This window comes from Streptomyces sp. NPDC058579 (genome assembly GCF_042718575.1).
In the GTDB taxonomy this organism is placed as follows: domain Bacteria; phylum Actinomycetota; class Actinomycetes; order Streptomycetales; family Streptomycetaceae; genus Streptomyces.
This window is the reverse complement of sequence record NZ_JBHXPI010000002.1, coordinates 167,542-191,194: the sequence shown is the minus strand read 5'-3', so window position 1 is coordinate 191,194 and position 23,653 is coordinate 167,542. Positions and strand designations below refer to the sequence as shown.

The 23,653-nt window shown below is 71.1% G+C and carries 22 protein-coding genes; 11 read left to right on the top strand and 11 right to left on the bottom strand.

From position 1 onward, the window contains the following. Positions 1-117: 117 nt before the first annotated feature. From ccrA to pssA, 7 genes are all read left to right on the top strand, one after another. On the top strand, positions 118-1,455 hold the full coding sequence (ccrA, locus tag ACFWRO_RS03740; RefSeq protein ID WP_384503970.1) for a crotonyl-CoA carboxylase/reductase: 1,338 nt from the start codon (positions 118-120) through the stop codon (positions 1,453-1,455). A 17-nt stretch (positions 1,456-1,472) separates the two neighbouring features. Then, positions 1,473-3,500 (top strand): protein meaA, encoded by a 2,028-nt coding sequence (locus tag ACFWRO_RS03735; RefSeq protein WP_384503968.1) that lies wholly within the window; start codon positions 1,473-1,475, stop codon positions 3,498-3,500. Next, positions 3,497-4,459 (top strand): HpcH/HpaI aldolase/citrate lyase family protein, encoded by a 963-nt coding sequence (locus tag ACFWRO_RS03730; protein ID WP_384503967.1) that lies wholly within the window; start codon positions 3,497-3,499, stop codon positions 4,457-4,459. Before ACFWRO_RS03735 ends, ACFWRO_RS03730 begins: the two co-directional genes overlap by 4 nt. Before the next feature lie 5 nt (positions 4,460-4,464). After that, positions 4,465-4,989 (top strand): MaoC family dehydratase, encoded by a 525-nt coding sequence (locus ACFWRO_RS03725; protein WP_384503966.1) that lies wholly within the window; start codon positions 4,465-4,467, stop codon positions 4,987-4,989. Positions 4,990-4,991: 2 nt separating this feature from the next. Next, the gene (locus ACFWRO_RS03720) at positions 4,992-6,197 is read left to right on the top strand and encodes an acyl-CoA dehydrogenase family protein (RefSeq protein ID WP_384503964.1); all 1,206 of its coding nucleotides are present in this window, start codon (positions 4,992-4,994) and stop codon (positions 6,195-6,197) included. Positions 6,198-6,365: 168 nt separating this feature from the next. Beyond that, a complete protein-coding gene (locus ACFWRO_RS03715; protein ID WP_361962999.1) occupies positions 6,366-7,022 on the top strand; it encodes a phosphatidylserine decarboxylase in 657 nt (218 codons plus the stop codon). Further along, the gene (pssA, locus tag ACFWRO_RS03710; RefSeq protein WP_384504483.1) at positions 7,015-7,893 is read left to right on the top strand and encodes a CDP-diacylglycerol--serine O-phosphatidyltransferase; all 879 of its coding nucleotides are present in this window, start codon (positions 7,015-7,017) and stop codon (positions 7,891-7,893) included. The genes ACFWRO_RS03715 and pssA overlap by 8 nt, the downstream gene beginning before the upstream one ends. Before the next feature lie 90 nt (positions 7,894-7,983). Here the strand turns inward: pssA and ACFWRO_RS03705 are convergent, their stop codons facing one another. From ACFWRO_RS03705 to ACFWRO_RS03685, 5 genes are read right to left on the bottom strand one after another with little or no spacing between them, the layout of a single operon-like run. Next, positions 7,984-9,258, bottom strand: coding sequence for an ABC transporter substrate-binding protein (locus ACFWRO_RS03705; RefSeq protein ID WP_384503962.1), 1,275 nt, complete (start codon positions 9,256-9,258; stop codon positions 7,984-7,986). Next, a complete protein-coding gene (locus ACFWRO_RS03700; RefSeq protein WP_384503960.1) occupies positions 9,255-10,364 on the bottom strand; it encodes a branched-chain amino acid ABC transporter permease in 1,110 nt (369 codons plus the stop codon). Before ACFWRO_RS03700 ends, ACFWRO_RS03705 begins: the two co-directional genes overlap by 4 nt. Next, a complete protein-coding gene (locus ACFWRO_RS03695) occupies positions 10,357-11,247 on the bottom strand; it encodes a branched-chain amino acid ABC transporter permease (RefSeq protein WP_384503958.1) in 891 nt (296 codons plus the stop codon). Before ACFWRO_RS03695 ends, ACFWRO_RS03700 begins: the two co-directional genes overlap by 8 nt. Next, on the bottom strand, positions 11,244-12,035 hold the full coding sequence (locus ACFWRO_RS03690; RefSeq protein WP_384503956.1) for an ABC transporter ATP-binding protein: 792 nt from the start codon (positions 12,033-12,035) through the stop codon (positions 11,244-11,246). The genes ACFWRO_RS03695 and ACFWRO_RS03690 overlap by 4 nt, the downstream gene beginning before the upstream one ends. Further along, positions 12,032-12,850, bottom strand: coding sequence for an ABC transporter ATP-binding protein (locus ACFWRO_RS03685; RefSeq protein ID WP_384503954.1), 819 nt, complete (start codon positions 12,848-12,850; stop codon positions 12,032-12,034). The genes ACFWRO_RS03690 and ACFWRO_RS03685 overlap by 4 nt, the downstream gene beginning before the upstream one ends. Positions 12,851-13,029: 179 nt before the next feature. On the opposite strand from ACFWRO_RS03685, the gene ACFWRO_RS03680 reads away from it, so the two are divergent. Continuing rightward, a complete protein-coding gene (locus tag ACFWRO_RS03680; protein WP_384503952.1) occupies positions 13,030-14,235 on the top strand; it encodes a PucR family transcriptional regulator in 1,206 nt (401 codons plus the stop codon). A gap of 272 nt (positions 14,236-14,507) precedes the next feature. On the opposite strand, the gene ACFWRO_RS03675 is transcribed toward ACFWRO_RS03680, so the two are convergent. Further along, positions 14,508-15,662 carry a glycerate kinase gene (locus ACFWRO_RS03675; protein WP_384503950.1) on the bottom strand — a complete coding sequence of 385 codons (1,155 nt, stop codon included), beginning with the start codon at positions 15,660-15,662 and terminating at the stop codon, positions 14,508-14,510. Between the two features lie 111 nt (positions 15,663-15,773). Between ACFWRO_RS03675 and ACFWRO_RS03670 the strand changes: the two genes are divergently transcribed. Further along, the gene (locus tag ACFWRO_RS03670) at positions 15,774-16,862 is read left to right on the top strand and encodes an ADP-ribosylglycohydrolase family protein (protein ID WP_384503948.1); all 1,089 of its coding nucleotides are present in this window, start codon (positions 15,774-15,776) and stop codon (positions 16,860-16,862) included. Then, the gene (locus tag ACFWRO_RS03665; RefSeq protein ID WP_384503946.1) at positions 16,859-17,350 is read left to right on the top strand and encodes an NUDIX domain-containing protein; all 492 of its coding nucleotides are present in this window, start codon (positions 16,859-16,861) and stop codon (positions 17,348-17,350) included. Before ACFWRO_RS03670 ends, ACFWRO_RS03665 begins: the two co-directional genes overlap by 4 nt. Positions 17,351-17,354: 4 nt before the next feature. Here ACFWRO_RS03665 and ACFWRO_RS03660 read toward each other — a convergent pair whose 3' ends face one another. From ACFWRO_RS03660 to ACFWRO_RS03650, 3 genes are all read right to left on the bottom strand, one after another. Next, positions 17,355-17,771 (bottom strand): universal stress protein, encoded by a 417-nt coding sequence (locus ACFWRO_RS03660; RefSeq protein ID WP_384503945.1) that lies wholly within the window; start codon positions 17,769-17,771, stop codon positions 17,355-17,357. 1 nt (position 17,772) lies between these two features. After that, positions 17,773-19,326 (bottom strand): APC family permease, encoded by a 1,554-nt coding sequence (locus tag ACFWRO_RS03655; protein WP_384503943.1) that lies wholly within the window; start codon positions 19,324-19,326, stop codon positions 17,773-17,775. 103 nt (positions 19,327-19,429) lie between these two features. Further along, the gene (locus ACFWRO_RS03650) at positions 19,430-20,650 is read right to left on the bottom strand and encodes a saccharopine dehydrogenase family protein (protein ID WP_384503942.1); all 1,221 of its coding nucleotides are present in this window, start codon (positions 20,648-20,650) and stop codon (positions 19,430-19,432) included. Between the two features lie 181 nt (positions 20,651-20,831). Here ACFWRO_RS03650 and ACFWRO_RS03645 point away from each other — a divergent pair, with 181 nt between their 5' ends. After that, complete coding sequence (locus tag ACFWRO_RS03645; protein ID WP_384503940.1) at positions 20,832-21,548, top strand: NAD-dependent deacetylase; 717 nt, start codon at positions 20,832-20,834, stop codon at positions 21,546-21,548. A gap of 10 nt (positions 21,549-21,558) precedes the next feature. Here the strand turns inward: ACFWRO_RS03645 and ACFWRO_RS03640 are convergent, their stop codons facing one another. After that, positions 21,559-22,062 carry a methylated-DNA--[protein]-cysteine S-methyltransferase gene (locus ACFWRO_RS03640; protein ID WP_384503938.1) on the bottom strand — a complete coding sequence of 168 codons (504 nt, stop codon included), beginning with the start codon at positions 22,060-22,062 and terminating at the stop codon, positions 21,559-21,561. Between the two features lie 9 nt (positions 22,063-22,071). Next, on the bottom strand, positions 22,072-23,553 hold the full coding sequence (locus ACFWRO_RS03635) for an AlkA N-terminal domain-containing protein (RefSeq protein ID WP_384503936.1): 1,482 nt from the start codon (positions 23,551-23,553) through the stop codon (positions 22,072-22,074). Positions 23,554-23,653: the final 100 nt, after the last annotated feature.

Genomic DNA, 23,653 nt, shown 5'->3' with positions numbered 1-23,653 from the left:
CGTCACAGGCAACGTCAGCGCCCACCAGGCGCGACCCACCGCACCACCCGCCGAACCGACGGCACACCTCCATCGCAGTAAATCCCCTGACGTTCACCGCTCCGCCGGAGGCACCCCGTGAAGGACATCCTGGACGCGATCCAGTCCCCGGACTCCACGTCCTCGGACTTCGCCAGCATCAAGCTCCCCGAGTCGTACCGCGCCGTGACCGTCCACAAGGACGAGACGGAGATCTTCGCCGGCCTCGAGAGCCGCGACAAGGACCCGCGCAAGTCGCTCCACCTGGACGACGTGCCGATCCCCGAGCTCGGCCCGGGCGAGGCCCTGGTCGCCGTCATGGCCAGCTCCGTGAACTACAACTCGGTCTGGACCTCGATCTTCGAGCCGGTGTCGACCTTCGGCTTCCTGGAGCGCTACGGCCGGCTCAGCGAGCTCAGCAAGCGCCACGACCTGCCGTACCACATCATCGGCTCCGACCTCGCGGGCGTCGTGCTGCGCACCGGCCCCGGCGTGAACTCGTGGAAGCCGGGCGACGAGGTCGTCGCGCACTGCCTCTCGGTCGAGCTGGAGTCCTCGGACGGCCACAACGACACGATGCTCGACCCCGAGCAGCGCATCTGGGGCTTCGAGACCAACTTCGGCGGCCTCGCCGAGATCGCGCTCGTCAAGTCCAACCAGCTGATGCCGAAGCCGGGCCACCTGAGCTGGGAGGAGGCCGCCTCCCCCGGCCTGGTCAACTCCACCGCGTACCGCCAGCTGGTCTCCCGCAACGGCGCCGGCATGAAGCAGGGCGACAACGTCCTGATCTGGGGCGCGAGCGGCGGACTCGGCTCGTACGCCACCCAGTTCGCGCTGGCCGGCGGCGCCAACCCGATCTGTGTCGTCTCCTCCCCGGAGAAGGCCGACATCTGCCGGGCGATGGGCGCGAACGCGGTCATCGACCGCAACGCCGAGGGCTACAAGTTCTGGAAGGACGAGCACACCCAGGACCCGAAGGAGTGGAAGCGCTTCGGCAAGCGCATCCGCGAGCTGACCGGCGGCGAGGACATCGACATCGTCTTCGAGCACCCCGGCCGCGAGACCTTCGGCGCGAGCGTCTACGTCACGCGCAAGGGCGGCACCATCACCACCTGCGCCTCGACCTCGGGCTACATGCACGAGTACGACAACCGCTACCTGTGGATGTCGCTGAAGCGCATCATCGGCTCCCACTTCGCCAACTACCGCGAGGCCTGGGAGGCCAACCGGCTGATCGCGAAGGGCAAGATCCACCCGACGCTCTCCAAGGTCTACTCCCTGGAGGAGACCGGCCAAGCCGCCTACGACGTCCACCGCAACCTCCACCAGGGCAAGGTCGGCGTCCTCGCGCTCGCCCCCCAGGAGGGCCTCGGCGTCCGCGACCCGGAGATGCGCGCGAAGCACATCGACGCCATCAACCGCTTCCGCAACATCTGAGAAAGCGGGACACGTCCATGACAGAGCGTCAGAAGGACCGGCCGTGGCTCATGCGGACCTACGCCGGCCACTCGACCGCCGAGGCGTCCAACGAGCTGTACCGCCGCAACCTCGCCAAGGGTCAGACCGGCCTCTCGGTCGCGTTCGACCTGCCCACGCAGACCGGCTACGACCCCGACCACATCCTCGCCCGCGGCGAGGTCGGCCGGGTCGGGGTCCCGGTCTCGCACCTCGGTGACATGCGCCGGCTGTTCCAGGACATCCCCCTGGAACAGATGAACACCTCGATGACCATCAACGCCACGGCGATGTGGCTCCTGGCGCTCTACCAGGTGGTCGCCGAGGAGCAGGGCGCGGACGTCACCAGGCTCCAGGGCACCACCCAGAACGACATCGTGAAGGAGTACCTGTCGCGCGGGACGCACGTCTTCCCGCCCGGCCCCTCCCTCCGCCTCACGACGGACATGATCACCTACACGGTGAACCACATGCCGAAGTGGAACCCGATCAACATCTGCAGCTACCACCTGCAGGAGGCGGGGGCCACTCCGGTCCAGGAGATCTCGTACGCGATGTCCACCGCGATCGCGGTGCTCGACGCGGTCCGGGACTCCGGCCAGGTCCCGGCCGAACGCTTCGGCGAAGTGGTCGCCCGCATCTCGTTCTTCGTGAACGCGGGCGTCCGCTTCATCGAGGAGATGTGCAAGATGCGCGCCTTCGGCCGCATCTGGGACAAGGTCACGCGTGAGCGGTACGGCATCGAGAACGAGAAGCAGCGCCGGTTCCGCTACGGCGTCCAGGTCAACTCGCTCGGTCTGACCGAGGCGCAGCCGGAGAACAACGTCCAGCGGATCGTCCTGGAGATGCTGGCCGTCACCCTCTCCAAGGACGCACGCGCGCGTGCCGTCCAGCTGCCCGCCTGGAACGAGGCCCTCGGGCTCCCCCGCCCCTGGGACCAGCAGTGGTCGCTCCGTATCCAGCAGGTGCTCGCCCACGAGTCCGACCTGCTGGAGTACGAGGACATCTTCGCCGGCTCGCACGTCATCGAGGCCAAGGTCGAATCGCTCGTCGAGGAGTGCCTGGCGGAGATCGACCGGATCCAGGCGATGGGCGGCGCGATGGCCGCCGTCGAGTCCGGCTACCTGAAGTCGCAGCTGGTCTCCTCGCACGCCGAGCGGCGGGCTCGGATCGAGGCGGGCGACGAGAAGATCATCGGCGTCAACATCTTCCAGTCGACCGAGGAGAACCCGCTCACCGCGGACCTCGACACGGCGATCATGTCGGTCGACCCGGCGAACGAGGCCAAGGTCGTCGCCTCCCTCAAGCACTGGCGCGACACCCGCTACCAGCCGCCCTTCAACCACCCGCGCCCCTGCAAGGCGCTGGAGCGGCTGAAGGCGGCCGCCCAGGGCACCGCGAACCTCATGGAGGCCACCCTCGAGTGCGCCCGCGCCGGGGTCACCACGGGCGAGTGGGCCGGGGCCCTGCGCGAGGTGTTCGGCGAGTACCGCGCCCCCACGGGCGTCTCCTCCGCCCCGGTGGCGGTCACGGCCGAGGCGGGCACGCCGATGGCTCTCGTACGGGAGAAGGTGGCGAAGACGGCCGCGGATCTCGGCTCCGGGCGGCTGCGGCTCCTGGTCGGCAAGCCGGGGCTCGACGGGCACTCCAACGGGGCCGAGCAGATCGCCGTACGCGCGCGTGACGCCGGTTTCGAGGTGGTCTACCAGGGGATCCGGCTGACGCCCGAGCAGATCGTGAACGCGGCCCTCGCCGAGGACGTGCACTGCGTCGGTCTCTCGATCCTCTCCGGCTCGCACGCCGAGCTGGTCCCCGACGTCCTGGACCGCCTCCGTGAGGCGGGCGCGCACGACGTCCCGGTCATCGTCGGCGGGATCATCCCGAACGCCGACGGCGTAGCACTGAAGCGGGCGGGTGTCGCCGCCGTCTTCACCCCGAAGGACTTCGGCATCACCGAGATCATCGGCCGTATCGTCGACGAGATCCGGAAAGCGAACAAGCTCGACCCTCTGGAGGTCCCCGCATGACGACTGTGAACCGGCTCCGGCCGCGCCGCTCCTGCCTGGCCGTCCCCGGCTCCAACCCGCGCTTCCTGGAGAAGGCCCAGGGGCTCGCCGCCGACCAGGTCTTCCTGGACCTGGAGGACGCCTGCGCGCCGCTCGCCAAGCCCGAGGCCCGGCACACCATCGTCAAGTTCCTCAACGAGGGCGACTGGACCGGCAAGACGCGCGTCGTGCGGGTCAACGACTGGACGACCCACTGGACGTACCGGGACGTCGTGACCGTCGTCGAGGGCGCCGGCCAGAACCTCGACTGCATCATGCTGCCGAAGGTCCAGGACGCCCAGCAGATCGTGGCGCTCGACCTGCTCCTCACGCAGATCGAGAAGACGATGGGCTTCGAGGTCGGCAAGATCGGCATCGAGGCGCAGATCGAGAACGCCCAGGGCCTGAACAACGTCAACGCCATCGCGCAGGCCTCGCCGCGCGTGGAGACGATCATCTTCGGCCCGGCCGACTTCATGGCCTCCATCAACATGAAGTCCCTGGTCGTCGGCGAGCAGCCGCCCGGCTACCCGGCGGACGCCTACCACCACATCCTGATGAGCATCCTGATGGCCGCCCGCGCCAACAACCTCCAGGCGATCGACGGCCCGTACCTCCAGATCCGCAACCAGGAGGGCTACAAGGCGGTCGCCCGGCGCGCCGCCGCCCTCGGCTTCGACGGCAAGTGGGTGCTGCACCCGGACCAGGTCGCCGCCGCGAACGAGATCTTCTCGCCCTCGCAGGAGGACTACGACCACGCCGAGCTGATCCTGGACGCGTACGACTACTACACCTCCGAGGCCGGCGGGAAGAAGGGCTCGGCCATGCTCGGCGACGAGATGATCGACGAGGCCTCCCGCAAGATGGCCCTGGTCATCTCCGGCAAGGGCCGCGCCGCTGGCATGCAGCGCACCAGCAAGTTCGAGATCCCGGAGGCCTGAGTCCCATGCAGTTCGGCCGCACCTACGAAGAGTTCGAGATCGGCGCCGTCTACAAGCACTGGCCCGGGAAGACGGTCACCGAGTACGACGACCACCTCTTCTGTCTGCTGACGATGAACCACCATCCGCTGCACATGGATGTGAACTACGCCGAGAACACGACGGACTTCGGCAAGAACGTCGTCGTCGGCAACTACATCTACTCGCTGCTGCTCGGCATGTCCGTGCCGGACGTCTCGGGCAAGGCGATCGCCAACCTGGAGATCGAGTCGCTGCGCCACGTGGCGCCGACCTTCCACGGAGACACCATCTACGGCGAGACCACGGTCCTCGACAAGACCCCGTCGAAGTCGAAGAACGACCGCGGGATCGTGTACGTGGAGACCAAGGGCTACAAGCAGGACGGCACCCTCGTGTGCGTCTTCCGCCGCAAGGTGATGGTGCCCACCGAGACGTACATCAAGGAGCGCGGCGGCGAGCAGCCCGGCCGCCCCACGCTGATCGAGCCCTCCAAGAAGACGGAGAAGTAGCCATGGCCCGACTCGCCCAGACCGCCGGGCTCACGGACGTCCAGCAGGAGATCCTCAAGACCGTCCGGGAGTTCGTCGACAAGGAGATCATCCCGGTCGCGACCGAGCTGGAGCACCGCGACGAGTACCCGCAGCAGATCGTGGACGGGCTCAAGGAGCTCGGCCTCTTCGGTCTGATGATCCCCGAGGAGTACGGGGGCCTGGGCGAGTCGCTGCTCACCTACGCGCTGTGCGTGGAGGAGATCGCCCGTGGCTGGATGTCGGTCTCCGGCATCATCAACACGCACTTCATCGTCGCGTACATGCTCAAGCAGCACGGCACCCAGGAGCAGAAGGACTACTTCCTTCCGCGCATGGCGGCCGGCGAGACGCGTGGCGCGTTCTCGATGTCGGAGCCGGGCCTCGGCTCGGATGTGTCGGCCATCACGTCGAAGGCGGTCAAGGACGGCGACGAGTACGTCCTCAACGGCCAGAAGATGTGGCTGACGAACGGCGGAACGTCAACGTTGGTCGCCGTTCTCGTCCGAAGTGACGAAGGACACCCCGAGGGGACGGCGCCCCACAAGTCGATGACGACCTTCCTCGTCGAGAAGGAGTCCGGCTTCGGAGAGGTCCGCCCCGGCCTCACCATCCCGGGGAAGATCGACAAGATGGGTTACAAGGGCGTCGACACCACCGAACTCATCATGGACGGACTGCGCATTCCGGCCAATCGGGTCCTCGGCGGGGCCACCGGCCGAGGGTTTTACCAAATGATGGACGGCGTGGAGGTCGGCCGCGTGAATGTCGCGGCGCGTGGCTGCGGCGTCGCCCAGCGTGCCTTCGAGCTGGGCGTCTCGTATGCCCAGCAACGTCACACTTTCGGCAAGCCGATCGCCCAGCACCAGGCGATTCAGTTCAAGCTCGCCGAGATGGCTACCAAGGTCGAGGCCGCTCATGCGATGATGGTGAACGCAGCACGCAAAAAGGACTCCGGGGAACGAAACGACCTCGAAGCCGGGATGGCGAAGTACCTCGCCTCCGAATACTGCAAGGAAGTCGTCGAGGACGCCTTCCGTATCCACGGTGGGTACGGGTTCTCGAAGGAGTACGAGATCGAGCGCCTCTACCGTGAGGCGCCGATGCTGCTCATCGGTGAAGGTACCGCCGAGATCCAGAAAATGATCATCGGTCGTCGGCTGCTCGAGGAGTACCGGTTCCAGGGTTGATTGTCGCCTTTGAGTCGGTTCGGCCGCGAAGAAGATCACACCCTGTGTTCGTCTTCCGGCCGCCGACTCGGCTTCTGGCTTACCCAGTTGCGGCCCGCAACCGATAGCATCGTTTGAAAGCCGCCGTCCCCGTTGCCAGTGCGGCATCATCCGCTACGAAGGTCATCCATGCCCCACAGCCAAACCTCTGCACCTCGCGACAGCCTCTCCGGCGTACGCATCGCACGCGGAGCATCGCCGTGGCTTCTGCCGACCGTCGCCACCGCGGCCCTGAGCCTCGTGCGTGCGCGCAAGTCTCGGCGTGCCGCGGCCATCGCCGTGCCCACCACCGCGCTCGCGGCGGGCATGCTGTGGTTCTTCCGCGACCCCGAGCGCGAGATCGCGCAGGGCCGGGTCATCTCCCCCGCCGACGGTGTGGTGCAGAGCATCATGCCGTGGAAGGACGGACGCACCCGGGTCGCCATCTTCATGAGCCCGCTGAACGTCCACGTCAACCGCGCGCCGCTGGCCGGCACGGTGACGTCCGTGGAGCACGTCCCCGGTGGGTTCGTCCCGGCGTTCAACAAGGAGAGCGAGAACAACGAGCGCGTTGTCTGGCACTTCGACACCGAGCTCGGTGACATCGAGATGGTGCAGATCGCCGGTGCCGTCGCGCGGCGCATCGTGCCGTACATCCCCCAGGGGACGAAGGTCGAGCAGGGCGAGCGCATCGGTCTGATCCGCTTCGGGTCGCGCGTTGACATCTACCTTCCGGAAGGTGTCGACGTCGCCGTCGAGGTCGGTCAGACCACGACCGCGGGGGTGACTCGCATTGACCGTGATTGATCCCGACACCCGGGCCGCCGACTGGGCCGACTCCGACGCGGAAGACGCCGAGGAGTCGGAGGAGATGCCGCTGTCGTTGAGGCTGTCCATAGCGGACGCCCTCACGCTCGGTAACGCCACGTGTGGATTCATGGCGGTGTACTTCACCACCACCGGAATCCTGATCCCTCACCTCACGGGCAGCACGGAGACCGGCATGGCGCGCAACAGCGCCGCCACCGCCGTGATCCTCATGCTGGCCGCGGCGATCTTCGACCTCTTCGACGGCATCGTGGCGCGCAAGCTGCGCTCGTCGCCGATGGGCGCCGAGCTCGACAACCTGTCGGACCTCATCAGCTTCGGTCTGGCCCCGGCCTACTTCGTCCTCGTGTACGGCATGGTCGCGGTCCCGGACGGCGCGCAGCAGAAGGTCTCGGCGGTGGCCGCGGTCGCGGTACTGCTCGCGGTGGTGCTGAGGCTCGCGAGATTCTCGTGCGTGACGATGAAGGACGGCATGTTCCAGGGCATGCCGAGCCCCTTCGGCGCGCTGACGGTCGTCTCGATCGTGCTCCTCGAGCTGCCGTTCGTCCCGACGCTGCTCGCGATCATCGGGGTCGCCTGGCTGATGGTGAGCCGGGTCGAGTACCCGAAGCCGCGGGGCATCCTCGCGGTGGCGATGCTCAGCTGGATCGTGGGCGCGATGGGCATGCTGGCGGCCTGGGCGTTCGACGCCCCGGGCGGGCAGCTGCTGCTCCAGACCGGCTGCGCGCTGCAGGTGGTGCTGGGCGCCGTGATCCCCCTCTTCGCGACGGCCCGGCGGGTGAACACCTTCCGTGACAACCGCCGCGAGAGCCGCGAGGCCCGCCAGGCGGAGGCCGCGCAGGTGCCGTAGGCGGCAGGTGTACGTGTACGACGAAGGGCCCGGGTGCTTCCCCAGCACCCGGGCCCTTCGTCGTACGTCCGTCAGGGACGGCGTGTGGGGTCAGCCGGCCTTCGGGGTGTACTCCTTCGCCGTGTCGGAGACGAAGGGCTCGCGGACCGTGCGCATGCCGCCGGGGACGGTCTTGTCGGGCTGGATGATGACCGACTCGCGGGAGGACGGGGCCTTCGGGTCGCTGAAGTCGTGCTTCATGCCGAAGCCGAGGTCGACGTCCTTCAGGGTCAGCAGCGCCTTGTCGATGCCCTCGCGGGTGAGGTCCTTGGAGGCGCAGGCCTTCTTCAGGGCCTCGCCGAAGACGGTCGCGGCCGTCCAGCCGGCGACGATGCCGTTGTCGAGGCTGTCGCTCGGGTACGCGGCCTTGTAGTCGGCGACGAGCTTCTTCGCGGCCGCGGTGTCCGCGCCGATCGGCAGGCTCGGCGAGGCGAACCAGTACATCTTCTCCAGGGCCGGACCGGCCTGGGTGCCGAGCAGCTGCGGGGCGAAGGCCGAGTTGTTGCCGATGACCGGCACCTGGAGCTTGGTGGCCGCCGCGACGCCGACCAGGGAGGCGGCCTGGCGCGGGCCCGCGCTGATCACGATGGCCTTGACGCCCGCCTGCTTGAGCGCGGCGACCTGCGCCGACATGTCGTTGTCGGTGGGCTTGATCTTCTGCTCGACGACGGTGAGGCCCGCCTTCTCGGCCGCGTACTTCGAGCCCGCGAGCGCGTTCTCGCCGTAGTCGCCCTCGAAGTAGACGTGGCCGATCTTGTCGCCGGACTTCAGGCCCTTCTCCTTCACCAGGAAGTCGACGGCGTTGATCGTCTCGATGTCGTACGTGGAGCCCAGGACGCGGATGTACGGGGAGCCGAGCAGCGAGGCGGACCAGGCCTGGGGCAGCACGAGCCCCTTGTCCTGGCCGTCGACGCGCTGCTTGACCGCCGCGACGAAGGGGGAGCCGATGAACTGGGCGTAGCCGACCACCTTCGGCTCCAGCTCGGTGTAGGCGGAGAGCGCCTTCTGCGGGTCGTAGCCGTGGTCGCGGACCGTCAGCTCCAGCTGCCGGCCGCAGATCCCGCCGGCCGCGTTGACCTGCTTCACGTACAGCTGCTGTGCCTGGGTGACGCTCTTGCCGAGCGTGGCGTACACGCCGGTCATGTCGGTGAGCGCGCCGAGCGTGATGGTCTTGTCGGTGACGCCCTTGCCGGCCTTCACGCCGCCGGCGCCGGTGCCCTTGTCCTCGCCGGTCTTGGCCTTGGAGCTGCAGCCGGCGGCGGTCAGGGCGACGAGGGTGGCGAGCGAGACGGCCAGGGTTCTGGACGCCAGTCGTCGGTGGGTCATCGTTCCTCCCCAGAGGAGTGCGAGGTCGAGGGTTGGGTGGATCGCTTGGGTTTCCGGGCGGCCAGCCGGACCAGGCCTCCGGGCAGGAAGAGCACCACCGCGACGACGGCGGCGCCGTAGAGGTAGCGGGCGGCCTCCCCCGGTGCGATCCCGCCCGTCCCGGGGGCGGAGACCAGGGGAAGCGCGTCGCTGTACCGGTTGAGGAGCTGCGGCAGGAGGGAGACGAAGACGCCTCCGACCACCGCGCCGGCGACCGAGCCGAGACCGCCGATGACGATCATGGCCAGGTATTCGAGGGAGAGCAGCATGCCGAAGTACTCCGGCACGGTGCGCTGGAAGACCAGCGCGAGGAGCACGCCCGCCAGACCCGCGTACATGGACGACAGGACGAAGACGGCGGCGCGGTAGCGGGCCACGGGGATGCCCATGACGCCCGCTGCGATCCGGTGGTCCCGGATGGCGTTCATGGCGCGGCCGGGGCGGCCGCGCAGGACCCCGCGGGCGAAGAGGGCGCCCGCGAGGAGGAGGACGAGGCCGAGGTACCAGAGCTTCTCGGCGGAGCCGAAGGGCACCTGGGCGACGAGCAGCTCGGTGTCGTCGAAGGTGATCCCGAAGAGGCTGAGCGGGGGCACCGCGCGGCCGTTGAAGCCGCCGGTGAGGTCGTGGGCGTTGAAGAGGACGTGCTGGCCGATGAAGATCAGCGCGAGGGTGGCGATGCCGAGGTACGCGCCCCTCAGCCGGCCCGCGATGGGGCTGAAGACGCCGCCCGCGAGGCCCGCGAGGACGACCGCGAGGACGGCGGCGAGCCAGCCCGGCAGGCCGAGCCCGGTGAGGCCGTCGGAACCGTCTCCGGCGAAGGCGCAGTAGCCGTACGCGCCGACGGCGAGGAAGAAGGCGTGGCCCATGGAGAGCTGGCCGGTGGCCCCGGTCAGCAGGTTGATGCCGATGGCGCCGATCGCGGCGGCCATGGCGAAGAGCCCGGCCTGGAGCCAGAAGCGGTCCAGGTAGAAGGGGAAGGCGGCGAGGACGAGCCCGGCGGCGGCCCAGCCGTAGACGCGGGGCCGGGCGAACGCGGCTGCGGCCCGGGGTGCGAGGGTCTCAGACACGGGCCAGCTCCTTCGTACCGAAGAGTCCGGCCGGACGGATCAGCAGCACCGCGACCATCACCAGATACGGGGCGACGTCGCCGATGCCCCGGCCGAGGAAGGTCAGATCGCCCTGGTAGCCGGTGGCGAGGGACTCGGTGACGCCGACCAGGAGGCCGCCGACGAGGGCGCCGGTGGTGGAGTCGAGGCCGCCGAGGATGGCGGCGGGGAAGGCCTTCATCGCGGCGAAGGAGGTGGAGCGCTCCAGGCCGGGGGTGGGGAAGACGGTGAGGAAGAGCGCGGCGACGGCGGCGAGTCCGCCGGCCACCGCCCAGGCGCCGAGCGAGACCCGGCCGAGCCTGATGCCCATCAGGGCGGCGGTCTCCTGGTTCTCGGCGGCGGCGCGCATGGCGACGCCCCAGGAGGTGTACCGGAAGGCCAGCAGGAAGGCCGTGATGAGCAGGCCCGCGAGGAGGAAGGCGGCGATCCGGGTCTGCGCGAGGGTGACCGGGCCGATGGTGACGACGGCGTCGCCCCACGGGTCGCCGAGCGACAGGATGTCTGTACCGATGCGGCGGGTCAGCTCGGTGGCGAGCAGGATGTCGACGCCGATGGTGACGATGGCGAGGACGCTGTGGTCGGAGCCCCGGTAGCGGCGCATCACGAGGAACTCGACGGCGGCGCCGACGGCCGCCGCTCCCCCGATGCCCACGGCGAGGGCCGGCCAGAAGCCGATGTCGTCATGGAGGACGGCGGTGAAGTACCCGCCCGCGAGGAGCAGCGAGGCGTGGGCGAAGTTGACGACCTCGGTGGCGCGGAAGATCACCACGAAGCCGAGGGCGATGAGGGCGTAGATCGAGCCCAACGAGACGCCGTTGAGCAGGAGTTCGGCGAAGGTGGTCACTCGGCGGTCTCCTCTCCGAGATAGGCGCGGACGACCGCCGGGTCGTTCTGTACGTCGCCGGGGGCGCCGTCGGCGATGCGGCGGCCGAAGTCGAGGACGGTGACGGCGTCGGCGAGCCGCATCACCACTCCCATGTCGTGCTCGACGAGGACGATGGAGATCCCGAGGCTGTCCCGGACACCCGCGATGACGGCGGCGGTACGGCGCCGCTCGTCGGCGGTCATGCCGGCCACGGGTTCGTCGAGGAGGAGCAGCTTGGGCTCCATGCAGAGGGCACGGGCGAGTTCGGCGAGCTTCTGCTGCCCGTACGGAAGCGATCCCGCGGGCTGCCGGAGCTGCTTCTCCAGGCCGACGAAGGCGGCGATCTCGCGGACGCGGGCGCGGTGGCGGGCGTCCTCGCGGGCGGCGGAGGGCAGCCGGAGCCCGGCGGCGACGAAGCCGGTCCGGGTGAGCCGGTGGCGGCCGAGCATCAGGCTGTCCTCGACGGTGGCGCGGGGCGGCAGCGCGAGGTTCTGGAAGATGCGGGCGACGCCGAGCTCGGCGATCTTGTGCGGGGCCAGGGCGGTGAGCTCGTGGGCGCCGAAGCGGACGCTGCCGGAGGTCGCCCGGTAGACCCCGGAGAGCACGTTGAAGCAGGTGGACTTGCCGGCGCCGTTGGGCCCGATGACGGCGTGGACGGTGCCGGGGCGGACGGCGAAGGAGACGGTGTCGAGGGCGGTGAGCCCGGCGAAGCGGACGGTGAGGTCGCGGACTTCGAGGCTCTCGGGGTGCTCGGCGGTGGGTGTCATCGGCCGCCCTCCCAGCGGGAGAGCACGGGGTGGACGGTGGCGGCGGTCGCCGCGTCGGCGGCGGCTTCCTCGTCCACGACGCCCAGGTAGCGGCGGCGGACCTCGTCGGAGGCGGCGAGTTCGGCGGCCGGTCCTGAGAGGGTGACCTCGCCGACCTCCAGGACGTACGCCCGTGTGGCGAGCCGCAGAGCGAGCGCCGCGTTCTGTTCGACGAGGAGCACGGCGGTGCCCTGGGCGTTGATCTCGCGGATGGTGTCGGCGATCCGGGCGGCCATCAGCGGGGCCAGGCCGAGCGAGGGCTCGTCCAGGAGCAGCAGCTTCGGCGAGGCCATCAGGGCCCGGCCGACGGCGAGCATCTGCTGCTCGCCGCCGGAGAGGAGCCCGGCGCGCTGGTGGGCGCGTTCGGCGAGGACGGGAAAGAGCTCGTGCACCCGCTTGAGGGCGGTGGCCTTTCCCGCGCGGTCGCCTCGCGCGCCGAGCGCCCCGGCGCGCAGGTTGTCCTCGACGGTCATCCGCGCGAAGACCTGCCGCCCTTCCGGCACCTGGGAGACCCCGGCGGCGACGACCCGGTCGGGGGCGAGCCCGCCGATCGGGCGGCCGCCGAAGGTCACGGTGCCGGAAGTGACGGCTCCGCCGTGGAACGACAGTGTGCGCGAGACGGCCCGCAGCAGCGTGGACTTGCCCGCTCCGTTGCCGCCGAGGACGGTGACGACTCCGCCCTCCGGCACGGTGAGCGACACCTGCCTCAGCGCACGTACCGGTCCGTATCCCGCCGACAGGTCCGCTACCTCGAGGGCGAGTGCGGTCCCTCCCATGGCTCCCCTTCCGTGGCCCGTTCAGTGGCGCTCACCCCAGCACCGCGGTGGCCGCCCGTCCACGTTCGGCGGCCGAATCGCTGCCGGTGACCAGCGGGCGTGGCGGTGGGTTGTGCACGCGCACAACACCGCGTGTCAGGGGCCTGTCGGGAAGGGGGCGGGGGTGGCATCCTCCGGGCATGGGACGGCGCAGACCGCGGACCGGCGACGACTGGAAGCTGCTGTCGGAGGCGTGCACGGCGCTTCTGGAGCGGCTGCCGGAGCTGGTGGACGAGCATCTGAGGGAGCTGCACGAGTACGAGCCGGCGTACGGCCGGATCGTGCCGTACGACCAGCACTGGCGTGAGGCCCAGGAGGCCTTGCGCATCGGGATCGAGATGATCTCGGCGCCGCGGGACTCGCCCCGGCGGGATCTGGAGCACGCGGACGAGCTGGGGCGGCGGCGGGCCGAGCAGGGCATGCCGCTGGAGCTGGTCGTACACGCGTACCGGCATGCCGGGCAGCTGGTGTGGGACGCGCTGATCGAGGACGCGTCGGGGTTTCCGTCCCGGCTCGCCGCGCTGACGCAGTCGGCGACGATCATGTGGTCGGCGGTGGACGCGCAGGCGGACACGGCGTCGGAGGCGTACCGGGCGACGGAGCTGGAGCTGCGGCGGCGTACGGACGAGCAGCTCCAGGCGCTCCTGGACGCGCTGCTCCACGGGCAGCGCTCGCCCGAGGTCACGTCACGGGCGGCGGCGGGCCTTGATCTTCCGGAGCACGGCCGGTACGCGGTGGTGGTGCTGCGGCACGACCGCCGGGAGGTGCCGGAGCCGTTCCACCGGCGGCTTCAGGGGGCCGGGGTGCGGTTCCTGTGGCGGATGGGCGCGGACTGCGAGTTCGGGGTCGTGTCGCTGGCGGAGGGCACAGGACTGGACGCGCTGTCGGAGCTCCTGGAGGGGCGGTGCCCGGGTCCGGGCGGGATCAGCCCGGTGGTGACGGGACTGGCCGAACTGGGCCGGGCGCGACGCCTCGCGGAGCTGGCGCTGCGGACGAGTCCGCCGGAATCGCGGCAGATCGTCCGCCTCGACCGCCGGATGGCGGGGGCGCTGGTGGTGGGGCAGCCGGAACTGGCGGGCCTGCTGGTGGCGGACGTCCTGGGGGCGCTGCTGGAGCTGGACCCCGCGGATCGGGCGATCCTGCTGGAGACGCTGGACGTCTGGCTGGACTGCGAGGGGTCGGCGGGGCGGGCGGCGTCCCGCCTGTACTGCCACCGGAACACGGTCTTCAACCGCCTGCGCCGCTTGGAGCAGCTGACGTCGAGGTCCTTGTCCCGCCCGCGGGACCTGACGGAGATGACACTGGCGTTGGACGCGTTCCGCTTGACGGGGGCGGGGGCGGGGTGACCGCCAAGGCGACGTCCCCCACCCCACCCCTTCCCGAAACCCTGCCGGGGGCGGGTGGGGGTGCGGGGCTGCGCCCCGCTGCGGGCGGGGCGGCAGCGGGCGCGTCGGCGGCAACCCCACCCCGCTGTGGGCAATCGTCCCGCTGGGGCGGGACGGGTGGGCACAGCGGGACGGCGCCCTTGCGGGCGCGTCCGCTCCGTGAGCCCGGCGACCACGAGGCGGCGGCAGTTTCGCGCCTGCGGGCGCGGTCACTTTCGCGCCGCGCCCGGCGGCTACACCAAGTAGTCGCGGGCGATGGTCGCCGCGACCTCTTCCAGGAGCGGGCCCGCGTTGGGGATGGACTTGGCCGGGTCGGGTTCCAGGGCCGAGAGCGGGTAGGCGCGGCTGATGCCGGCTGCCGTCAGGGCGTCCTGGGTGAGGGCCAGGCGGCCGCAGACCGCGATGACTTCCTTGCCCGCCGCTCGGGCCGCCGCCGCGACGCCCGCAGGGGCCTTGCCGTGGAGGGTCTGCTCGTCCAGGGAGCCCTCGCCCGTGATGACGAGCGTGGCCCGGTCGAGGGCCGGGGCGAAGCCCAGGACGTCCAGCATCAGCTCGATGCCGGGGCGGAAGCTCGCGTCCAGGCCGACAAGGGCGCCGTACCCGATGCCGCCCGCGCCACCCGCGCCCGGGGCGACCGCGCACTCGGACGCCTTGGGGCCGATGGCCTTCTCCAGGACCGTCACGAAGTGCGCGAGCGCCGCGTCCAGCGTCTCGACGTCCTCCGGCGACGCGCCCTTCTGCGGACCGTAGACCGCCGGCGCGCCCTTCGGGCCCGTCAGGGGGTTGTCCACGTCGCTCGCCAGGATCAGGTCCACCGAGGCGAAGCGCTCGTCCAGGCCCGACAGGTCCGCCGTCGCCAGGGACGACAGGGCCGCTCCGCCCGGGCCCACCAACTCGCCCTCCGCGTCCAGGAAGACCGCGCCCAGCGCGGCCAGCATGCCCGCGCCGCCGTCCGTCGTCGCGCTGCCGCCCACGCCGAAGACGATCGTCGTCGCGCCCGCGTCCAGCGCCGCGCGCAGCAGCTCGCCCGAGCCGTACGTCGTCGACGTCAGGGGGGCGAACACGCCCGTCGGCAGCAGCTGGAGGCCCGAGGCCTCCGCCATCTCCACGACCGCCGTGGTGCCGCGCAGCGCGAACGCCGCGGTCACCGGGTCGCCGACCGGCCCGGTCACCCGTACCTCACGGCGTTCGAAACCGGCCGCCACCGCGGCCGCGACCGTACCGTCGCCGCCGTCCGCCACCGGCAGGGTCTCCACTTCCAGCTCCGGGACGACCCGTCGCAGACCTGCTGTGACCCGCTCCGCGACCTGTACGGCCGTGAGCGAGCCCTTGAACTTGTCGGCCGCGACGAGTACGCGTGCGACCTCAGTTACTGCTCCGTCCGTCACCTTGCATCCCTTGCTTTCGAACGTGCAGTCGCGCCGTGGCCGACCCTATCCGCACCCCAGACGGCGTGCCACCCCCTGATAAGGCCATATTTCGCACCATAGTGGGTCCATATGAGCACGGAATCGGATCCGATCGATCACAGCCAACTCGCCGACCGCATCCTCGGTGGCTGGACGGGCCGGATCGCCGGGAACATGCTCGGCAAGCCCGTCGAGCGCGGCGACCTGTGGACGCCCGAGCTCATCGACCGGTACCTGCGGGTCACGGACGCCCTTCCGCTCACCGACTACCTGCCCCCACCGCCGCCCGACGCTCTCGCCCAGGGGTTCGAGCTGCGGCCCGAGTGGCCCGGTTGCGTGCGCGGGCGGATCCGGGGGAGCTGCCGGGACGACGACATCGACTACTCGGTCCTCGGCCTGCACCTCCTGGAGACCCGGGGGTTCGCCTTCACGACCGAGCAGGTGGGCGAGCACTGGCTGCTGCGGCTGCCGTACCTCCAGACGTTCACCGCCGAGCGGACCGCCTACCGCAATCTCGCCAACGGGCTGAAGCCGCCGCTGACCGCCACGTACGACAATCCGCACCAGGAGTGGATCGGCGCGCTGATCCGGGCCGACGTGTACGGCTGGACCTCCCCCGGCGACCCCCGGCGCGCCGCCTCGCTCGCCCGCAGGGACGCGGTGCTGTCCCACACGGGGAACGGGGTGTACGGAGCGATGTGGGCGGCCGCCCTGATCGCCGCCGCCTTCACCGCGCCGGACGTGCGGACGGCGCTGGAGACGGCGCTCGAGCGGATCCCGGCGAGCAGCAGGCTCGCGCGCACCGTCCGGCACGCGATGGCGCTGCACGAGGCGGGGGTGGAGTGGTCCGACGCGCTCGCCGAACTCGCGGAGCGGACGGCCGGCCTGGGCTGGATCCACACCGTGCCGAACGCGGCGGTCCTCACGGCCGGGCTGCTGTACGGCGGCGGCGACTTCAGCGCCACCCTCGCCCTGACCGTCCGGGGCGGCCTGGACACCGACTCGAACGGGGCGACGGCCGGCTCGGTGGCGGGGGTGATGTGCGGGGCGGCGGCGATCCCGCCGCAGTGGTCGGAGCCGCTGGAGGACCGAGTGCGCAGCGCGGTGTTCGGCTTCGACCGGGTGCGGATCAGCGAGCTGGCCGAGCGGACGCTGCGGCTGGCTACGCTGACCGTATGACGACGAACGACTACGCCTTGTACATCGCCGGCCTGCCCCGCGTCCTCGCCGGAGCCGCCGCGCTCTTCCGGGACGGCGAGGGGCGCGTCCTGATCGTCGAGCCGAACTACCGCGAGGGCTGGACGCTGCCCGGCGGCACGATCGAGTCGGACGCGGGTGAGACGCCCCGTCAGGCGGCGCGCCGCGAGACGGCTGAGGAGATCGGCCTGGATCTGGAGCTGGGGGCGCTGCTCGCGGTCGACTGGGTGCACGGCACGGAGCGGCCGCCGATCGTGGCGTACATCTACGACGGCGGGGTGCTGCCGGACGAGCGGTTCGCCGCGATCCGGCTCCAGGAGGAGGAGCTGCTCTCCTGGAAGCTGATCGACCCCTCGGAGGCGATCGCCCATCTCCCCGGTTCGCTGGGCCGGCGGGTGGTCGCGGCCCTCGACGCCCTGGCGCGCGGCGGCGGCCCGGTGGAGCTGGAGAACGGCCACCCGGTCCGCTGAGCCCTCAGTCCTCGGTTGGCACGCAGAGGACGGGGACGCGGGACATGTGCAGCAGCTTGTGGGGCGTCGAGCCCAGGAGCGCGCCGCGCATCGGGCTCTCGCCCCAGCTGCCGACCACGATGACGCGTGCGGCGTGCCGGTTCGCGGCGTCGATCAGGGCCTCCGCCGGCTTCCGGTCGATCACCTCGACGACGGTCGGCACGCCCACCCGTTCGGCCTCCGTGACCGCGTGCCGCAGCCCGGTGCGGCCCGCCTCCCGGATGGCCTCATGGTGGGACCGGTACTCCTCGCCCGTGGGGCCGGGGACCGCGGCGCCGTAGACCAGGACGAGCGTCTCGTCGAAGGCGTGCGCCACCTCGACGGCGATCCGCAACGCGCGGGCGGCGCCGGGTGATTCGTCGTAGCCGAGCACGACCGACATCTCAGCTCTCCTCGCCGGAGCCGGGACCCGAGCCGGGGCCGGAGCCAGGGCCGCTGCCGTGCACCAGGTCGGGATCGGCCACGCCCGGGCGCTCGCTCCAGAAGGCCGGGGCAACGAACCGCCGGACGATCATGAGGACCACCCCGGTGAGGGCGATGCAGATGCCGATGACGAGCGGGGGGCCGAGGCCGAACCAGGAGGTGCCGCTGTAGGAGTTGGCCGGGTCGGACATGTCCGAGACCGACTTCACGAGCAGCCAGGTCAGCAGTCCGGCGCCGACCAGCGGCCCGAGGCCGATCAGCAGGAAGTTGTGCACGCTCTCGAAGAGATGGCGGCGGTAGTACACGACGCAGGCCAGGCCCGTGAGCGCGTAGTAGAAGGAGATCAGCAGCGAGAGCGCGGTCAGCGAGTCGTAGAGGGCGTTGCTGCTGATCTGGTTGACCACGAGGTACCAGCCGATGGCGATGGCGGCGACCCACCAGGTACTGACGTCAGGGGTACGGAAGCGCGGGCTGATGTGGCCGTAGTGCTCGGGCAGCGCCCGGCGGCGGGCCATGGACAGCGCGGTGCGCGAGGCCGGGATGATGGTGGTCTGGGTGGAGGCGATCGCCGAGGTGGAGACGGCGATCAGCAGGATCCAGTCCCAGCCGCCCAGGACGTCCCCGGCGAGCTGGGCGAAGATGAACTCCTCCTCGTCCGCGTTCTCGGCGAGGAACGCCGGCCCGGCGTAGGCGACGACCGCGAAGCCGACGGACACGTAGGTGACGAGCAGGATGACGGTCGACCAGAGGCCCGCCCGGCCCGGGGCGCTCGCGGAGTCCCTGACCTCTTCGGTCAGGTTGACGGCAGACTCCCAGCCCCAGTAGATGAAGACGCCCAGGAGGAGCCCGCCGGTCAGCGCGGCGCCACCGGCGCCGAAGGGGTTGAGCCAGCTCCAGGAGGGCTCGGCCGATTCGTAGACGCTGGTGTCGGCGTAGACCGCGTAGAGCGCCACGGCCACGAAGATCAGCAGACAGGCGACCTGCGCCAGGATGAGGACGTTCTGCACCTTGGCCGACAGCTCGGTGCCGATGACGCACACGGCCGTCATCACGAGGATGAGGAGCACGGTGAGCAGCTGGCGTACGAAGGCGTTGTCCACCCAGCTGTCGAGCCCGACGGCGAGCAGCGCGAAGCTCACGGCCACGTCGGCGAGCGAGCCGACGACGAGGACGCCGGTCATCGCGATGGCCCAGCCGCCGAGCCAGCCGGCCCAGGGGCCCATGGCGCGGGTGACCCACGAGAAGGTCGTGCCGCAGTCCTGGTCGACCTTGTTCAGGTAGTAGAACGCGGACGCGATGAGCAGCATCGGCACGAAGGACGCGAACATCACGCCGGGCGCGTAGATCCCGACCAGGGCGACGACGGGGCCGATGACGGCCGCGAGGGAGTAGGCGGGCGAGGTCGAGTTGAGTCCGATCACCAGGGCGTCGACGAACCCGATGGCGTTCGCTTTCAGACCCGCGGGGCGCCCGGCGGGCCCGGCGTCCTCGGTGGCGGCATCTTCAGTGGCCATAAGTCCCTCGCCCCGGTCGTACCCGGACAGAACAGGGAGACTGCTGCCTTCATCGTAAGGAGGCCCGGTCCGCCCCGCATGTGCGGGCGGCCGGGCCCGACGGTCACTGTTCGCGCATGCCCCAGGGCGCGCCGTACTCCGTGAGCAGGTCGAGGAAGGGGGCCGGGGGCAGCGCCTCGGGGCCGAGGACGCCCCGGCCGTGCCAGGCCCCGGTCGCGAGGAGTTCGAGGGCGGCGACCGGGTTGATGGCGGTCTGCCACACGACGGCCTGGCTGCCGTACTCGCGCATCGACCACTGGTTGTCGACCACGTGGTACAGGTACACCTCCCGGGGCCGTCCGTCCTTGGTGCCCTTCACCCAGGTGCCCGCGCAGGTCTTGCCGTGCATGCGGTCGCCGAGGCTCGCGGGGTCGGGCAGACAAGCCGCGACGACATCGCGCGGGGAGACGGCGACCTCGCCGTCGGCGCCGTGCACGGTGACCGGGTCCGTGCGGTCGAGGCCCAGCTTGTGGAGGGTGCGCAGGACGCCGATGAACTCCTCGCCGAGGCCGTACTTGAAGGTGACGCGGCGGGCCTTCACCCATCGGGGGACGAGGAGCACCTCCTCGTGCTCGACGTTCACGCACTCCACAGGACCGATGCCCTCGGGGAAGTCGAAGACCTCCGGCTCGCTGAAGGGCGCGGTGGTGAACCAGCCGCGCCCCTCCTCGTAGACGACGGGCGGGTTCAGGCACTCCTCGATGGTCGTCCAGATGCTGAAGGACGGGGCGAAGTCGTAGCCGTCGACGATCAGGTTCGCGCCGTCGCGGACGCCGATCTCCTCGATCTCGTCGAAGAGCGTGTCGGCGGCGTGGCGGGCGAAGACGTCCGCGAGACCCGGTTCCACGCCCATGCCGACCAGGGCGAGCCGGTCCGCCGCCTCCCACTCGGCGGCCCGGTCGAACTGCGCGTCCCCCAGCTTCACTCCGCACTCCTCGTACGGACGCGTGGGGTGCGGCCGGGACAGGGACATCGCCATGTCGAGGTAGTGGGCGCGTTCGGCGAGGGCGGCCTCGAAGAGCGGCAGGACGAAGCGGGGATCGGTGGCGTTGAGGAGGACGTCGCAGCGGTGCTCGGCGAGGGCCGCTCGTACCGCTGCCGGGTCCGAGGCGTCGAGCCGGGCGGCGGTGAAACGGCGCTCGTCCGCGCCGAGGGCGGCGACGGCGGCCTCCGCCCGCCTCGGGTCGTAGTCGGCGACGACGATGTGCTCGAAGAACGAACGGCGGGCCGCGATCCTGGTGATCGCCGTACCCACGCCGCCCGCCCCGACCATGAGGACGCGCATGACACCGCACTCCTTCGTCCGCCTCGACCGGTGCGGCACCGCTCCGCTCCGTTCTCACGAGGGAGCCGGCCGCCTCCCTCCCGATGATGCCGCCTCGCTCCCGGATCAGCGCGGGGTGCCGACGGTCCTCTGTCGGTAATCCGTTCGCGGGAGGCGTTCGGACCGGCCTACCCTCGGCCGCATGACCATGGTCGCGATTCTCAGCGGAGCCGGTATCTCCACGGACTCCGGCATCCCCGACTACCGGGGCCCCGACGGGGTGTGGACCCGCGACCCGGAGGCCGAGAAGCTCGCCACGTACGAGCACTACATGGCCGACGCCGACGTCCGGCGCCGTGCCTGGCGCATGCGGCTCGACGGCCCGGTGCTGCGGGCCGAGCCGAACGCGGCGCACCGGGCCATCGCCGGGTTCGAGCGGACCGGGCAGCCGGTGCGGGTGATCACGCAGAACGTGGACGGGCTGCACCAGATCGCCGGGCTCTCGGAGCGCAAGGTCCTCGAACTCCACGGCTCCGCGCGGTCGGTGGTGTGCACGGCGTGTCACGCCCGCTCCTCGATGGAGGAGGCGCTCGACCGGGTGCGGGCCGGTGAGGACGACCCGAAGTGCCCGGTGTGCGGAGGGATCCTGAAGTCGGCGACGGTGATGTTCGGGCAGCGGCTCGACCCGGAGGTCCTGGGCCGGGCGATGTCGATCGCCAAGGCCGCCGAGGTGTTCATCGCGGTCGGGACGAGCCTCCAGGTGCAGCCTGCCGCCTCCCTCGCGGGGATCGCGGCCGAGCACGGGGCGCGGCTGATCATCGTGAACGCCCAGCCCACCCCGTACGACGAACTCGCCGACGAGATCGTGCGCGAGCCGATCGGCACGGCGCTGCCGGCGCTCCTGGAGCGGCTCCGCTGACGACCCCGCGCTAGAAGAGCGCGTCCTCCGGTGCGGCGGCTCCCGACTCGAAGGCGAGGAGTCGCCGCTTGCGGTCGAGGCCGCCGCCGTACCCGGTCAGGGAGCCGCTCGCGCCGACGACGCGGTGGCACGGTACGACGATGCTCACCGGGTTCTTGCCGTTGGCGAGCCCGACGGCGCGCGAGGCCCCGGGGTTGCCGAGCTCCTCGGCCAACTCGCCGTAGGTGCGCGTCTCGCCGTACGGGATCCGGCACAGCGACTCCCAGACGCGGAGCTGGAACGGGGTGCCGATCAGGTTCAACGGCAGCGCGAACTGGGTGAGTTCACCGGCGAAGTACGCGTCGAGCTGGTGGACCGTCTCGCCGAAGGGGCGCGGGTCCGGTGCGCCGAAGGTCTCCTCGGCGGGGCGGTGGCGCTGGCCGGTCATGTGGATGCGGCTCAGGACGCCGTCGACGGCGACCAGGGTCAGCGCGTCGTACGGGCTGTCGATGACGGTGTGCCGGATGTCGGGCATCGAGGGTCCTTATGCGGGGAGGTGGTTGATCGGGTGGCTGTCGGTGGCCCAGAGGTACTGGACGGCGTACGCGCGCCAGGGTCGCCAGCGGGCGGCCCGGGCGGTGAGCGCGGCGGGGGTGGAGGGCAGACCCAGGCCCTCGGCGGCTCGGCGGACGCCCAGGTCGCCGGGGAGGAAGGCGTCGGGGTCGCCGAGCGCCCGCATGGCGATGACCTCCGTGGTCCAGGGGCCGAAGCCGGGCAGGGCGTGGAGCCGGGCGCGCGCCTCGTCCCAGTCGGTGGCCGGGCCGAGGCTCAGGGAGCCGTCGGCGAGGGCCCCGACGAGGGTGAGGAGGGTCGTGCGGCGGCTGCGGGGCAGCGCGAGGGAGTCGGGGTCGAGACCGGCGAGCGCCTCAGGGGTCGGGAAGAGGTGGGTGAGGCCCCCCTCGGGGTCGTCGACGGGGACGCCGTGCGCGGCGACGAGCCGGGCGGCGTGGGTGCGGGCGGCGGCAGTGGAGACCTGCTGGCCGAGGACGGCCCGTACGGCGAACTCGGCCGCGTCGACCGTCCTCGGCACGCGCCGTCCGGGCGCCCGCTCGACCAGCGGCGCGAGCAGCGGGTCCGTACACAACTGTTCGTCGACGGCGACCGGGTCCGCGTCGAGGTCCAGCATCCAGCGGCAGCGGCTGATGGCGAGGGTCAGGTCGCGGGGGTCGGTGAGGGAGAGCCGGCAGGCGATGTGGTCGGGCCGCGGGGTGAGGGCGACGATGCCGTGGCCGTGGGGCAGGGTCAGGGTCCGCCGGTACGCGCCGTCCCGCCACTCCTCCACGCCGGGGACGGCGGTCGCGGCGAGATGGCCGAAGAGGTTGGAGGGGTTCAGCGGGGCGCGGTACGGCAGCCGGAGCGCGATCACGCCCGGGGTGCTGGGTGTGTCGGCGGTGACAGGTGACCGGGCCGCTCGGGCGCGCAGCTCCCCGGGGGTGAGCGCGAAGACCTCGCGGACGGTGTCGTTGAAGGTCCGGATCGAGGCGAACCCGGCCGCGAAGGCGATCTCGGCCATCGGCAGCGGCGTCGTCTCGATGAGCAGCCGCGCGGTCTGGGCGCGCTGGGCGCGGGCCAGGGCGAGCGGTCCGGCGCCGAGTTCGGCGAGGAGCTGGCGTTCGATCTGGCGGGTGGAGTAGCCGAGCCGGGTGGCGAGCCCGGGCACGCCCTCGCGGTCCACGACGCCGTCCTGGATCAGCCGCATGGCCCGGGCGACGGCGTCGGCGCGGACGTTCCACTCCGGGGAGCCGGGGCTCGTGTCGGGGCGGCAGCGCTTGCAGGCCCGGAACCCGGCGCGCTGGCAGGACGCGGCGCTCGGGTGGAACACCATGTTCTCGGCCTTGGGCGGGACGACCGGGCAGCTGGGACGGCAGTAGATCCGGGTGGTCAGGACGGCCGTGAAGAACACGCCGTCGAAGCGGGCGTCCTTCGACCTGACGGCCCGTACGCAGCGCTCGGTTTCGGTGTACATGGCTCCATGGTCGAGGACGGCGGACGCGTCCGCTGGCGAGAAAACGACATGGACCTTCCGTGAGCGGGGACCCGCCGGACGCCTCCGGGCGACTTCCGTA